Below are 14,495 nucleotides of genomic sequence, written 5' to 3' on the forward strand. Positions count from 1 at the left end.
ATGGACGGGCAAATGGATTGGCGGGGGGCGATGCGCCAGCTAAGCTCGCACCGATGGTATTGGGTGCGACGGATATGGAAGACATGCAGACAGCAACGACACTGTTTGCAGTATCGTTCCGTCAACGCGATGAGATTGAAGAGATTCTGGCATCCACGGGGGCTGGTGCCGGCTGGCGTGCTGCGGTCTTCGGTGACGCAGAAGCGATCGGCAGCCGGTTTCTCGCAAGCCATGCCGCGGTCGCCCTGATCGACGCACGCGGCGCGCTCGACGAGGGCCTGGCCGCGGTGCGTGCGCTCGGTGGGCTGGTGGCGACCAACGGGGCAGCGTTGCTGGTGCTGGTCTCGCGCGGCGACGTCGAGGCGATCCGCGAATTCTTCGATGCCGGCGCGACGCAGTTTCTCGCCAGCCCTGCGAGCGAAAGCGAACTGGTGCAGGCCTTGCGGTTTGCCGGGCGCCATGCGGCGCGTGCTTCGGGCGGGACGATCGACCGACGTGGTATACCCGGCGCGTCGCGATATGATCGGGAAACGGGCGAAGCGCGGCGCTGGATCGTCGGGCGGATCGCAGAGGACCGCCCCGTCGCCGTCGTACTGGTAGCCCTGTCGCGGCTCGACATCGTCAACGCCGCGCATGGTCGGCCAGCGGTCGACGGACTGATCGAAGCGGCTGTCCGTCGTACCGAAACGGTCGCGCGCGAAGCCATCGGCGTCGAGGCGATGGTCGCGCGGCTGGGCGGGTCCGAGTTCGTGCTGGTTATCGAAGCGTCGGGGGCGGCGGTCACGGCGGCGATCACCGCGCTGGATGCGGCGCTCGCGCGCCCGTTCACGGTCGCGTATGCGCGCGCCGTACTCGGCTGCCGGTTCGGCGTGGCACAGCGCCAGCCGGGCGACGATGCCGCCGCACTGCTTCGCCGCGCGAGTGAAGCGCTGGCCGAGGCGAAGGCGAGCGACGGATCGGTGCTGCACGTCGCGTTGCCCGACGGGGTCGCCCCAATCGATGCGCTGGCGATCGATCTGCACCACGCGATCGAACGCGACGAGATCGAGCTGCGCTGGCAGCCGCAGATCGAGGTCGCAAGCGGCAAGATCACCGGCGTCGAAGCGCTCGCGCGCTGGAGCCACAGGACGCTCGGGCCGCTTGGCGCGGACACGCTGTTCGATGCCGCCGACCGTGCCGATCTGGGAATTGCGCTGTCCGATCATATCCAGCGCCTGGTGTTGGCGCGGGCGGTGGCATGGCCGGAAGCACTCGGCACGTTGCGGGTGTCGCTGAACCTGACCGCGGCGGATATCACCCGGCCGGGCTTCGCGGCGTTGTTCCTGGCGCGCGTCGACGAGAGCGGGTTTCCCCGTGGTCGATTGACCGTCGAGATCACCGAGACCGGGCTGATCGAGGATCTGGCCTCGGCGTCGGCCTTGCTTGCGGAGTTGCGCGGGGCGGGGTGTCGGGTGGCGATCGACGACTTTGGCACCGGCTATTCGAGCCTTGCCTATCTGAAATCGCTGCCGCTCGATTACGTCAAGATCGACAAGTCGCTGGTCCGCGATATCGACGGCGGCGCGCGCGACCGCGTGGTGGTGGCGGGCGCGATCACGATGGCACGATCGCTCGGGATGGTCGTGGTGGCCGAGGGGGTCGAGACGCCGGCGCAACTTGAACTGCTGGCCGCCGCGGGATGCAGCCTGTACCAGGGGTTCCTGGTATCCGAGGCGGTCACCGAGCCGGCATTGCTCGAACTGATGATGCGGGAGTGATGCGAAAATGATGCGTGCTTCGATCCTGCCGGTGGCGATGTTCGTTGCCATACCGGCGGCCGCACAAGCGCCGGCGGAAACGGCGATCCGCCAGGCGATGGAGGCGAGCGCCGCCGGCTGGAATGCCGGCGACCTCGCGCGGTTCATGGCGATCTACGCGGACGATGCGGTGTTCGTGACCCCGAAGGGCGTGTTGCGCGGCAAGCCGGGGATTGCCGCCAAATACCAGCCGAGCTTTCGCGGTGCCGGCAACGCACGCGGCACGCTGTCGTTCGCGTTCCTGGAGATGCGGGGGATCGATCCACGCCATGCGCTGCTCGTCGCGCGCTGGACCCTGAGCGGACCGTCGACGACCGAAAGCGGGATGACGACCCTGGTCTTCGCGCGGCGTGGTACGGCGTGGCAGATCATCGCGGACCACAGCAGTTGACCCCTAGCGGTTGACGGCACAGTGCCGCTACGGCTGCTGACGCAACGCGCCAGCGGACCGGATATCGGTGATCGTCGGATAGCCGTTGACCGCCATCAGCAGGTCCGCCTCCGCCAGCAGGCATTTGAGCACGTGCGCCGCGCCCGCTGCGCCACCTAGCGCTAGCCCATATGCATAAGGCCGACCGACGCCCACCGCGGCGGCACCGAGCGCCAGCGCCTTCACCACGTCGGTGCCCGAGCGCACGCCGGAATCGAACAATACGGGCGTTTCTCCCGAGGCTGCCACGACGTCCGGCAGCATGTCGATCGCCGCGATGCCGCCATTCGCCTGCCGTCCGCCATGATTGGAGCAATAGATCGCGTCGGCGCCGGCATCGATCGCGCGCCGTGCATCGTCGGGATGGCAGATGCCCTTCAGGACCAGCGGCAATTTGGTCAGCGACCGCAGCCACGGCATGTCGGCCCAGGTGAGCACCTTGCCGAACACGCCCGCCCATTGCCGCACCGCCGCCGCGGGGTCTTCTTCGGGCGGACGGTCGAGCATCGCCCGGAACACCGGATCGCTGAAATAATTCGCCAGAACATGCCCGCGCAGTTGCGGGAAGTTCGCCGTATTCAGGTCGCGCGGCCGCCAGCCCGTGACCCAGGTGTCCAGCGTCACGACGATCGCCTTGTACCCGGCGGCCTCGGCACGGCGGACGAGGCTTTCGGTCAGGGCGTCGTTCTTCGGGGTGTAGAGCTGAAAGAAGCCCGGCGTGTCTCCGAATTGTGCAGCGACGTCTTCGAGGGGATCGTTCGACAGCGTCGACTGGCAAAGCGGCACGCCGGTGGCGGCGGCGGCCTTTGCCGCTGCGAGATCGCCGTGACCGTCCTGGGTGCAAATGCCGTTGATTCCGACCGGCGCCATGAACAGCGGCGTCGGAAGGCGCATGCCGAACAGCTCGATCGACAGGTCGCGGCGGGAACAATCGATCATCATCCGCGGCGTCATCCCCCAATGCGCGAACGCGTCGGCGTTGTGGCGCTGGGTCTGCTCATCGCCGCACCCGCCCTGCAGATAGGCGAGCGTCGCGGGGGGCAGCGCGGCGGACGCTCGCGCTTCGAGCGTCGCGAAGTCGACCGGCACGCTCGGCAGCACGCCGTTCAGCCCCGCGAAGTAGATCGCGTTCTGGTAATCGCCAAAATGCGGCGCACTCTTGGGTGCAGCGGCCATGGTGCCTCTCCTATGTTTTGTCGGACACTACACCGGGCGCCAGCGAAGTCGGACAGATTTTCGCACGTCAGGCCGGCGAACACGCGCCTTTGGTCGGCGGCGACGGATCGAAACCAGGAAGGGAGTGGCGGATCGGGCCGTAGTCCTTAAGATCGCGCCATCCATGCAAGAAAGCGTAACCATGCATCTTCGCCTTCCCGTCATTGCCCTGCTGTCGCTATCTGCGAGTGCGATCGCGCAGATTCCTGTACAGACTCCCGCCCAGGCCCCTGCTGCCGATCCGGCCGATCCGAACGCGTATCTGGAGGATATTCACGGTGCGCGGGCCCTCGACACCGTGAAGCGCTGGAATACGCGGTCGCTGGCGGCGCTCGAAGCGAAGCCTGGCTATGCGGCGTACCGCCAGCGCGCGCTGGACCTGTTGCAGGCCGACCGCCAGATCGCCAACCCTGACCAGATCATCGGCGATCAGGTGCTCAACCTCTGGCAGGACAAGAGCAACGTGCGGGGCCTTTGGCGGGTCGCGTCGCTGGCGTCGTTCAGCAGCGGCAAGCCGGTCTGGCGGACGCTGATCGACGTCGATGCGCTCGGCAAGGCGGAGGGCAAGAGCTGGGTGTGGAAGGGTGCGACCTGTCGCTCGCCGTCCTATGATCGCTGCATGGTCGCATTGTCGAACGGCGGCGGCGACGCGGTCGAGGAGCGGGAGTTCGACATCCCGTCGGGCAAGTTCGTCGCGGACGGCTTCGTCGTGCCGATCTTCAAGACGCGGTTGAACTGGGCTGGGCCGGACGCACTGTACGTCGCGACCGATTTCGGTCCCGACAGCTTGACCAAATCGGGCTATCCGCGCGTCGCCAAACTGTGGCGCCGCGGTACGCCACTGACCGCCGCGACCGAGATCGCCAGCGCGACGCAGGATGACGTCGGGATCAACGTCAGCGTATTTCCGGATGGCGAGCAGCGCTATCCGCTGGTCGTCCGCGACACCGATTTCTTCCATTCAAAGCGCAGCCATGTCGCGCAGGACGGCCGGCTCGTGCCGTCGCCGCTACCCGACGACGCGGTGATCAACACCGTGCTCGACGGCCGGCTGATCGCGACGCTGGCGTCCGACTGGCGCGGTGTGCCGGCGGGAGCAGTGGTCGCCTACAGCATCGCCGACGTGTTGGCCGGCCGCGCGCCGACGATCGAGCGGGTGCTGGTGCCGACCGCGACGCAGGCGGTGGAACAGGTCGATTCGAGCAAGTCGGTGCTGTGGGTGAAGATGCTCGACGACGTATCGGGGCGGCTCGTGTCGCTGACGCGCCGTGCGGACGGTCGCTGGACGCAGGCGGTCGCGGCTTTGCCGACCGCTTCGACGATCCACCTCGATGCGACTGCGGGCAAGGACGATCTCGCCTTCGCGATGGTCGAGAGTTTCCTCAGTCCGCCAACGCTCTATGCCGTCCGTCCGAACGCCCAGCCCGCGACGGTCGATACGCTGCCTGGGCGGTTCGATGCCTCCAGAATGCAGGTCGAACAGCGGTTCGCGACGTCGAAGGACGGGAGCAAGATCCCGTATTTCCTCGTGCGGAAAAAGGGCACGAGCGGACCCGTGCCGGCGCTGGTCCATGCCTATGGCGGCTTCCGCAATGCGCAGACGCCGACCTACCTCGTCGACCAGCCCTATCGGTCGGGCCCGGCCGGTCTGTTCTGGGTCGAGGAGGGCAATGCGTTCGTGCTCGCCAATATCCGTGGCGGCGGCGAATACGGGCCGCGCTGGCACCAGATGCCGCTGCGTGAGAACCGGCAAAAGGCGTATGACGATCTGCACGCGGTCGGCGACGATCTGGTGCGGACCGGAGTCAGCGCGAAACGGAAGATCGCGGTGTCGGGGCGGTCGAACGGCGGTCTGCTGGTCGGCGTCGCGATGGAGCAGCGGCCGGACCTGTATGGCGCGATCGTGATGGGATCGCCGCTGCTCGACATGCAGCGCTATTCGCATCTGTCGGCAGGCGCGTCGTGGATCGGCGAATATGGCGACCCGGACAAGCCGGCCGACTGGGCGTTCATCTCGCAATATTCGCCCTACCAGAACCTGAAGCGCGGCGTGAAATACTCGGTGCCGTTCATCTACACCTCGACCGAGGACGACCGCGTCCACCCCGGCCACGCGCGCAAATTCGCGGCGCGGCTGGAGGAATATGCCGACCCGTTCTTCTACTATGAGAACCCCGAGGGCGGCCACGCGGCCGGCGCCGACAAGATCGAGGACGCCAAGCGCGCGGCGCTCGTCACCGTCTATCTCAACACCCAGCTCGGCACCGCTCCACAGCGCTGATCGTCAGGAATTAGACCATGCGTAACTTCCGTCTGCTACTCGGCGCCGCGATCCTGGTGCTGCCCGTTTCCTCGATCCCGACCGCAGCCGTGCACGCTGCGGAGAACGCCACGTTCGCATCGCTGTCGAAGCGCTATGTCGATGGCCTCGCGCGGCTCAATCCGTCTTCGGCGACCGGCCTTGGCGATCACCGGTTCGACGCGCAGGTCACCGATATGTCGGCGGCCGGGCGTACCAAGCGCGAGGCATTCTCGAAGGCAATGCTAGCGGACCTCCAGCGGATCGATCGGAAAGCCTTGTCGCGCGAAGAGCAGGTCGATGCGGCGTTGCTCGACAATGCGCTGCGCTACGACATCTGGGATGCGGATACGCTGCGCGGCTGGGCGTGGGATCCGCAGGTCTATAACGACATCGCCGGCGGATCGCTGTATTCACTGGCCGCACGCGATTTCGCGCCGTGGCCACAGCGCCTGAAGGCGGCGACCGCGCGGATGGAGGCGCTGCCGGCGTTGCTGGCGCAGGCGCGCGCGAACATCGTGGTTGCGCGTGTGCCCTCGATCTACGCGACGACGGTGGCGAAGCAGAACAGCGGTATCGTCGACATCGCCGAAAGCATGCTCGCGCCGCACAAGACGGAGTTGTCGGCTGCGGACGCCAAGCGCTTCGACGCGGCCCTCGTGACGCTGAAGGCGGCAGTGGCCGAGCATCAGGTCTGGCTCGACAAGACGCTCGTGCCGGGCGCGAAGGGCGACTTCCGCCTCGGCGCGGCGCTGTACGACAAGAAGCTCGGCTTCGCGCTGCAATCCGACCTCACCCGGACCGAAATCAAGCGGCGCGCACAAGCTGCGATCGTCGATACGCGCGCGCAGATGTACGCGATCGCACGGCAGATATTCGGCGCCAAGCCGGGCGCGCTGCTGCTCCCCGACAAGCCATCCGACGCGCAGCAACAGGCCGCGATCCAGGCCGCGCTCGAACTCACCTACGCCAAACGTCCGGCACGCGACGGCATGATCGACGCCTCGACCAAGGCGCTGGCGCAGGCGACCGCGTTCGTCCGCGACAAGGGGCTGGTCGGGATGCCCGACGGTCCGGTGAAGATCATCACGATGCCCAAATTCCAGCAGGGCGTCGCGGTCGCCTATTGCGATTCGCCGGGTCCGCTGGAGAAGAACCTGGGCACGTTCTTCGCCGTCTCGCCGGTCCCGGACGACTGGACCGAGACGCAGGCGACCTCGTTCCTGAGCGAATATAACGACTACATGATCCACGACCTGGCCGTGCACGAGGCGATGCCGGGGCATTTCCTCCAGCTCGCGCACGCCAACGCGACGCAGTCGACGCTGCGCGCGGTGCTTGGCTCGGGGCCGTTCATCGAGGGCTGGGCGGTGTATGCCGAGGGGATGATGGCGGACGAGGGCTATCTGAACGGCGATCCGCTCTTCAAGCTGACCGTGCTGAAAATGCGGCTGCGCTCGATCTCGAACTCGCTGCTCGACATCGGCATCCATACCGAGGGCATGACGCGCGAGCAGGCGATGCAGCTGATGACGCACACCGCGTTCCAGCAGGAGCGCGAGGCGGCCGGAAAATGGGTCCGCGCGTCGCTCGGCTCGACCCAGTTGCTGAGCTATTTCACCGGCTATTCGGAGCATATGGCACTGCGGGACGAGGTCAGGAAGCGTGAGGGCGCGGCGTTCAACCTGAAGCGCTACAACGATGCGCTGCTCGCGCATGGTTCGCCGCCGGTCCGCTATGTCCGCGAGCTGCTGCTCGACCTGCCGATCGGGTAAGTGTCGGTCGCTTGACCGGGTCTGCGAATGCTGTGACCCTGCTCCGATAAAAAGAAGTCATCGGAGGGGTGTCATGGCCGCAGCATTTCGTGGGCGCCGTACAGGGTTGCGGCGTTGACCGGCCCGCTCGCCGGGATACGGATCGTCGAGCTTGCCGGGATCGGGCCCGCGCCGTTCGCCTGCATGATGCTCGCCGATCACGGGGCGGAAGTGATCCGGATCGAGCGCCCGGACGCGAAAAGGGGCGGCCCGGGCGGCGATCCTGCCAAGGACATCCTACTGCGATCGCGGAAAACGATTGCGGTCGATCTCAAGTCCGCCGCGGGGATCGGTGTCGTCCGCGATCTGGTCGCATCGGCGGATGGCTTCGTCGAGGGGTTCCGGCCTGGCGTGGCCGAACGATTGGGGCTGGGGCCGGAGGTGCTGCTCGGGCTCAGGCCGCGGCTCGTCTATGGTCGTATGACAGGCTGGGGGCAGAACGGGCCCTATGCGCAGGCCGCGGGGCACGACATCAACTATATCGCGCTGGCCGGGGCGTTACATGCCTTCGGGCGCGTGGGCGAGAAGCCGACGCCGCCGATCAACATGGTCGGGGATTTCGGCGGGGGCGCGATGATGCTCGCGTTCGGTATGGTTAGCGCCCTGCTTCATGCGCGGACGACAGAGCAGGGGCAGGTGATCGATTGCGCGATGACCGATGGCGCGGCGTTGCTGATGAGCATGATCTGGAGCTTTCACGGGCAGGGCCTGTGGCGCGACGCCCGCGGCGTAAACCTGCTCGATAGCGGCGCCCATTTCTACGATACCTATGCCTGTGCCGACGGGACATACGTGTCGATCGGCGCGATCGAGCCGCAATTCTACGCCGTGCTGCGCGAGAAGGCGGGACTGGCGGCCGATCCCGCGTTCGACCGGCAGATGGACCCACGCGGATGGCCGGCGCTCAAGGAAAGGGTGGCGGCGATATTCGCAAGCCGGACTCGCGACGAATGGTGCGCGCTGCTGGAGCATAGCGACGCCTGTTTCGCGCCGGTCTTGTCGCTAGCCGAGGCGCCCGCGCATCCGCACAATGTCGCGCGCGGCACGTTCATCGAGGCGGGGGGGGTGATCCAGCCGACGCCTGCACCGCGCTATTCCGTTACACCGACGGTCGCGCCACGCATGGCCGATGGGCAAGCCGACACGGCGCGTGTTCTCGCGGAAATCGGATATTCGCCAGCATCTATAGCAGCGTTGACGGCGGAGAAGGTTATCGCCTGAAGCAGGACGCGGTTCCGGTCCTGTCCGGCATGGCGGTGCCTAGGATCGATGGTCGCGCGTTCGCAGCGGTTTCGATCGATCGGCCTGCGGGTATGATCCGGTATGCTGGTGTGGGCCGGTGCTTTCACACCGGCCCGGTAGATTAGTTGCTATCCGAATCGTCGCTATCGCCATCGATTGCGAGGTACAGACCGCCGCCAACCGCGACAGCGGCGAGTGCGACGATGATCAGGCCGCCGTCGCCGGCGATCTTGCTCTTGTCGCCGGTTGCCGATCCCGAGCGAACGGACTTGCTCACCGACAGGCTGCCAGCGGGGCTGGTCGGTGCAGCGCTGGCGGCGACAGGTGCAGCAACGAGTGCGAGGCCGGCCGACGCCATGGCCAAGGATTTGATAAACATTACAAAGTCTCCCGAAAGCACGGCGAACACCACCGCGGCCTACAAAAACGTTCCTGCACGGTAGATTGTTCACAAAGTTTAAAGATCGACGCCCTGTTTCTTCCAAAATTGAAATTAGACGGTCCGTTCGACCTGGGCCTTCGCATGTCTGCTTACGTCTGGTGATTGGCCGCCGGATGATTGTTTCGCCTGAAACGAAAGCGATAGCGCCAGAATCGATCGATTCCCGGCATCCGGTTCAGCGCGGAGAGCGTCGCTATCGACCGACGAACAGACCGGCGAAAAAATTGGTGGGCCCGGCAGGAATCGAACCCGCAACCTAGCCGTTATGAGCGGCCAGCTCTAACCGTTGAGCTACAGGCCCCACCGCCGCCTGCGTTAGCGCAAGCGATCATCCGGCAAAAGGCCGCACAGCAAATGCGCAAAGAAAAAGGGCGCCCCCGAAGGAACGCCCTTTCCGACACTAAATCCTATCGAGCGTAGAAACGCCCGACAGATTTTAGTTCATGTTGTCGGTCTTCTCGTCGGCAGCGTCACGGACGTTGTCGGCAGCTGCGTTCATGTTGTCGGCAGCGTTCTCGAGCACGTCGGTAGCGACTGCGTTCGAGGTGTTGTCCGCCATTGCGTCCATGTTGTCAGCCTGCATTTCCATGTTGTCAGCCAGCATGTCCGCGTTGTTCTCAACGGCGGCGGCTTCTGGCGACTTGCTGCAGGCTGCGACGGACATCAGGCCGGCGGCAGCAGCGATCAGAACGATCTTCTTCATTCGAATGCTCCCAAGCATAGTTTCACTCGCGGCCGACCCGATTGCCGTCGCGAAGTCACGTCAAATAGCGGACCCCGGCGGGCGGTCAATCCGCTAAATTCATCTGTCCGCAAGGTTTGCGGCAGAACGATGACGTTTCGGTTGCTGCAACTCGTCACTTATGGGGCACGATCGGGCCGATTTCCTCGGGCGCATTGGCGACCGTCGCGATCATCGCGGTCCACGCCGCGACGTTCTGGCGAAGCTGTTCGGGGTCGATCAGATCCAGCGTATCCTCGGGCGTGTGGTGGTAGTCGAAGTAGCGCAGACCCGACTGGTTGAGGTCGATTCCAGCGACGCCCGTCGCAATCACCGGGCCGACGTCGGTGCCGCCGTGCGGCGTATCGGCCCCGCGGATGATCCCGAGCGGGGCAAGCGCGACCGCCAGGCGGTCCTCGATGGGCTTGGCAACGGCGGGCAGGCTGCTCTCGAACCGCCAGACGCGGTCGGCACCGAAATCCGATTCGGCGGCGGTCGCGTGACGCTCGCCGGCATGCGCCTTGGCGTAGGCTTGGCCCCCGAAGCCGCCGCTCTCTTCGTCGCCGAACCAGACGACGCGGATTGTGCGACGTGGGCGCTGCCCGCTGTCCATGACGATCTTGGCGGCGGCCGCGGTGATCGCGATGCCCGCGCCGTCGTCGATCGCGCCAGTGCCGAGATCCCAGCTGTCGAGATGGCCACCGATCAGCACGATGCCCGCCTTGGGGTCCGTGCCGGGAACCTCGGCGACGACGTTACCCGATTCCTGCATCCCGACCTGCTTGTCTTCGAGCACCAGCTTCAGCGTCACCGGCTTGCCGAGCTTCACCAGCCGCTCGACATGCTCGGCATCCGCAACCGACAGCGCCGCAGCAGGGATCGGCGTCACGCCCGCTTCGAAATTGGTGTTGCCCGCGTGCGGCCCGCGGCCGTGATCGGTGCCGATCGACCGGATCACGATCGCCGCCGCGCCCTTCTTGGCGGCGACGTTCGGTCCGACGAAGCGCGCGGTGCCCTGCGATCCATAGCTCGACCCGTCCTGGGTCGGCTGCATCGCGTTGGAGACGAACGCGATTTTGCCCTTCAGGCTGCCGTCGGCGGCGAGCGCCAGGTCGTTGTACGTCGGGAAATACACGATCGGCAGGGTCAGTCCGCCCGGCGGCGTCGCGCCCGAATTGCCGAGGCCGACCAGATGCAGCTTCTGCGCATAGGGCGCGACCAGTTCCCCGCTCTCCGTGCCGCGCGACCAGACCGGCAGCTGGTATGTCTCGATCCGCACGTTCTTGAACCCGAGCGCCTTCAGCTTCGCCACCGACCAGGCGCGCGCCCGCGGTGCCGCCTCGGTACCGGTCATGCGCGGGCCGACCTCGGTCGTGATCCCCTCGACGATCTTGTAGGCGGTATCGTCGGTGAGCGCCTTGTCACGGAGTGCAGCGACCTTCGCATCCGCCGCGGTCGGCGGGGCGGCGGTGCGCTGCGCGAACAGGGGGGAGGTGAGGGCGGAGGCGGCCAGCGCCGCGAGCAGGGTGCGTTTCATCATCGGGGCAGCGTATGTCGGCGCTCCCCGTTTGCCAACGGCCCGCCGCATCGCTATCTGCGCACGTCAAATCCCGCCCATATTCAGAACGGAGCTCGGCACCCACATGGCCGTCCAGTATACCTACGTCATGAAGGGTCTGTCGAAGACCTTCCCCGGTGCCAACAAGCCCGTTCTCAACAACATCCACCTGCAGTTCATCCCCTCGGCGAAGATCGCGATCATCGGGCCGAACGGCTCGGGCAAGTCGACGCTGATGAAGATCATGGCCGGCATGGATCCCGATTTTACCGGCGAGGCCTGGGCAGCCGAAGGCGTCAACGTCGGCTATCTCGCGCAGGAGCCCCAGCTCGATCCGACCAAGGACGTCATGGGCAACGTCAAGGATGGCGTCCGTCCGGTCGCGGATCTGGTCGACCGGTTCAACGCGATCTCGGCCGAGATGGGCGATCCGCAGGACGACACCGACTTCGACGCGCTGATGGAGGAGATGGGCGAGCTCCAGGCCAAGATCGACGCGGTCGATGGCTGGGCGCTCGACAGCCAGCTCGAACAGGCGATGGAAGCCCTGCGCTGCCCGCCGGGCGACGCGTCGGTGGTCAACCTCTCGGGCGGCGAGAAGCGCCGCGTCGCGCTGTGCAAGCTGCTGCTGGAAAAGCCGCAGATCCTGCTGCTCGATGAGCCGACCAACCATCTCGATGCCGAAAGCGTGTCGTGGCTGGAGAACTACCTCAAGGAATATACCGGCAACGTCATCCTCGTGACGCATGACCGCTACTTCCTCGACAACGTCGTCAACTGGGTGCTCGAGCTCGATCGCGGGCGCTACTACACCTATGAGAGCAACTATTCGGGCTATCTGGAGAAGAAGGCACAGCGCCTCAGCCAGGAAGAGCGCGAAGAGGCCGGCAAGCAGAAGGCGATCGCCGACGAGCTGGCGTGGATGCGCCAGACCCCCAAGGCGCGCCAGACCAAGTCGAAGGCGCGTATCCGTGCGTTCGACGAGCTGATGGAGAAGCAGGAGAATCGCGTCGCCGGCAAGGCCGCGATCCTGATCCAGCTGCCAGCGCGTCTCGGCGGCAAGGTGATCGAGGCGAAGGGCCTGACCAAGTCGTATGGCGACAAGCTGTTGTTCGACGGTCTCGACTTCACGCTGCCGCCGGGCGGCATCGTCGGCGTGATCGGTCCCAACGGTGCGGGCAAGTCGACCTTGTTCAAGCTCATCACGGGCCAGGAAACGCCGGACGAGGGCACGATCGAAGTCGGCTCGACGGTCAAGCTCGGTTATGTCGACCAGAGTCGCGACGATCTCGATCCGAACAAGAACGTCTGGCAGGAAATCTCCGACGAGCTCGAGATCTTCCGCTTCGGCAAGCAGGAGATGGGGACGCGGGCGTATGTCGGCGCGTTCAATTTCCGCGGGCCGGACCAGCAGAAGAAGGTGGGCCAGCTCTCGGGCGGTGAGCGCAACCGCGTCCACATGGCCAAGATGCTCAAGGAGGGTGGCAACGTCCTCCTGCTCGACGAGCCGACCAACGATCTCGACGTCGAGACGCTGCGCGCGCTCGAAGAAGCGCTGGAGACGTTCGCGGGTTGCGCGGTGGTCATCAGCCATGACCGCTTCTTCCTCGATCGCCTCGCCACGCACATCCTCGCGTTCGAGGGCGACAGCCATGTCGAGTGGTTCGAGGGCAATTACGCGTCGTACGAGGAGGACAAGCGCCGCCGCATGGGCGACGCCGCCGATCGGCCTACGCGTCTGGCGTACAAGAAGCTGACCCGCTGAGGACGATGCCGGTCGTCGAACACCCCCCGGGCGGTACCAACGCTCCCGCTGCTGGCGAACTCGAATATCGTCTTCGCCAGCAGTCGATCCTGGCCGATTTCGGGATCGAGGCACTGCGCGCGCGGGATCTGGATCCCATGCTGCAGCGCGCGACCGAGCTGTGCGGCGAGGGCATGCGCTCGAAATACTGCAAGTTCCTTGAATATCGCCCCGAACAGGACAGCCTGCTGGTGCGTGCGGGGATCGGCTGGGAACCGGGGGTGGTCGGGTCGACCGAGATGCGGACCGATCTCGGCTCGCCCGCCGGGTTCGCACTGGAGACGGGCGAGCCGGTGATCTCGAACCATCTCGAGAACGAGCAGCGGTTTCGCACGCCCGAGTTCATGGCGCGCCACAAGATCCGGCGGGCGATCAACGTGCTGGTCGAGACGTCGGGCAAGCGCTTTGGCGTGCTCGAGGTCGACAGCCCCGATGAGGGCCAGTTCGAGCCTGCCGACTTCGCGTTCATGCAGGGGTTTGCGAACCTCATCGGCGTGGCGATCGAGCGGCAGCAGGCGGAGCAGCGGCTGAGCGAGGCGATGGAGCATCAGGAGCTGCTCACGCGGGAGGCCAGCCACCGCGTGAAGAACAGCCTCGCTTTGGTCTCGGCGATGCTCAACCTGCAGATGCAGGAGGACGACGATCCGCGGATCCGGCGGCTGCTCGGCGACGCGCAGGCGCGGATCACGGCGATCGCGCAGACCCACGATCAGCTGTGGCGTGGCGATCAGGTTGGCATCGTCGCGCTCAACGATCTGGTCTGCGGGATCGCGACGGGGCTGGGCGAGCAATCTCTCAACCACCGAATCGACTGCGATATCGAACCGATCCTGATCAGCGCGGATGTCGCGATCCCGGTCGGGTTGCTGGTCACCGAACTCGTCACTAACGCGATCAAATACGCGTATGGCGACGATGGCGGCGTGATTTTGGTCTCGGTACGCAGCGCGGACGGGCGGATCGTGTTGACGGTGTCCGACAAGGGCGGTGGATTGCCGGCGGACTTCGACCTCAAGGCGGCGTCACGCAAAAGTCTCGGGATGCGGATGATCGGCAGCCTCGCGCGGCAGTTGCGCGGGACCGTGACAATCGAGAACGCCGCGATCGGGACCTGCGCGACGCTGGAGGTGCCCGATCCGCGGGTAACCGAGACTTAAATCCCGCGGGGTGGCCG

The 14,495-nt window shown here is 65.9% G+C and carries 11 protein-coding genes and 1 tRNA gene; 7 read left to right on the plus strand and 5 right to left on the minus strand.

The annotated features are described in order from the left end of the window. Positions 1 to 83: 83 nt before the first annotated feature. The gene (locus U1737_RS18380; RefSeq protein WP_332797771.1) at positions 84 to 1,757 is read left to right on the plus strand and encodes a putative bifunctional diguanylate cyclase/phosphodiesterase; all 1,674 of its coding nucleotides are present in this window, start codon (positions 84 to 86) and stop codon (positions 1,755 to 1,757) included. Positions 1,758 to 1,764: 7 nt separating this feature from the next. Next, complete coding sequence (locus U1737_RS18385; RefSeq protein WP_332797772.1) at positions 1,765 to 2,187, plus strand: YybH family protein; 423 nt, start codon at positions 1,765 to 1,767, stop codon at positions 2,185 to 2,187. Positions 2,188 to 2,214: 27 nt separating this feature from the next. Here the strand turns inward: U1737_RS18385 and U1737_RS18390 are convergent, their stop codons facing one another. Next, positions 2,215 to 3,402 (minus strand): alpha-hydroxy-acid oxidizing protein, encoded by a 1,188-nt coding sequence (locus tag U1737_RS18390; protein WP_332797773.1) that lies wholly within the window; start codon positions 3,400 to 3,402, stop codon positions 2,215 to 2,217. Positions 3,403 to 3,583: 181 nt separating this feature from the next. Between U1737_RS18390 and U1737_RS18395 the strand changes: the two genes are divergently transcribed. The 3 genes from U1737_RS18395 (at position 3,584) to U1737_RS18405 (ending at position 8,775) form a co-directional block, all read left to right on the plus strand. Continuing rightward, a complete protein-coding gene (locus U1737_RS18395; RefSeq protein ID WP_332797774.1) occupies positions 3,584 to 5,722 on the plus strand; it encodes a prolyl oligopeptidase family serine peptidase in 2,139 nt (712 codons plus the stop codon). A 17-nt stretch (positions 5,723 to 5,739) separates the two neighbouring features. Further along, positions 5,740 to 7,515 carry a DUF885 domain-containing protein gene (locus U1737_RS18400; protein WP_332797775.1) on the plus strand — a complete coding sequence of 592 codons (1,776 nt, stop codon included), beginning with the start codon at positions 5,740 to 5,742 and terminating at the stop codon, positions 7,513 to 7,515. 114 nt (positions 7,516 to 7,629) lie between these two features. Next, positions 7,630 to 8,775 (plus strand): CaiB/BaiF CoA transferase family protein, encoded by a 1,146-nt coding sequence (locus U1737_RS18405; RefSeq protein WP_332797776.1) that lies wholly within the window; start codon positions 7,630 to 7,632, stop codon positions 8,773 to 8,775. A 142-nt stretch (positions 8,776 to 8,917) separates the two neighbouring features. Here the strand turns inward: U1737_RS18405 and U1737_RS18410 are convergent, their stop codons facing one another. From U1737_RS18410 to U1737_RS18425, 4 genes are all read right to left on the minus strand, one after another. Then, positions 8,918 to 9,175, minus strand: a complete 258-nt coding sequence (locus U1737_RS18410; protein WP_248521651.1) for a hypothetical protein — start codon at positions 9,173 to 9,175, stop codon at positions 8,918 to 8,920. A 288-nt stretch (positions 9,176 to 9,463) separates the two neighbouring features. Then, a tRNA-Ile gene (locus tag U1737_RS18415) sits at positions 9,464 to 9,539 on the minus strand. 135 nt (positions 9,540 to 9,674) lie between these two features. Continuing rightward, positions 9,675 to 9,941: a hypothetical protein gene (locus tag U1737_RS18420; protein ID WP_031393308.1), complete on the minus strand. Its 267-nt coding sequence runs from the start codon at positions 9,939 to 9,941 to the stop codon at positions 9,675 to 9,677. A gap of 154 nt (positions 9,942 to 10,095) precedes the next feature. Next, positions 10,096 to 11,499, minus strand: coding sequence for a M20/M25/M40 family metallo-hydrolase (locus U1737_RS18425; RefSeq protein ID WP_332797777.1), 1,404 nt, complete (start codon positions 11,497 to 11,499; stop codon positions 10,096 to 10,098). A gap of 103 nt (positions 11,500 to 11,602) precedes the next feature. Between U1737_RS18425 and ettA the strand changes: the two genes are divergently transcribed. Next, complete coding sequence (gene ettA, locus U1737_RS18430) at positions 11,603 to 13,282, plus strand: energy-dependent translational throttle protein EttA (RefSeq protein ID WP_055880597.1); 1,680 nt, start codon at positions 11,603 to 11,605, stop codon at positions 13,280 to 13,282. A gap of 5 nt (positions 13,283 to 13,287) precedes the next feature. Continuing rightward, on the plus strand, positions 13,288 to 14,478 hold the full coding sequence (locus tag U1737_RS18435) for a sensor histidine kinase (RefSeq protein WP_332797778.1): 1,191 nt from the start codon (positions 13,288 to 13,290) through the stop codon (positions 14,476 to 14,478). Positions 14,479 to 14,495: the final 17 nt, after the last annotated feature.

The sequence above is a fragment of the Sphingomonas fucosidasi genome (assembly GCF_036663855.1).
GTDB classification, from domain to species: Bacteria; Pseudomonadota; Alphaproteobacteria; order Sphingomonadales; family Sphingomonadaceae; genus Sphingomonas; species Sphingomonas faeni_B.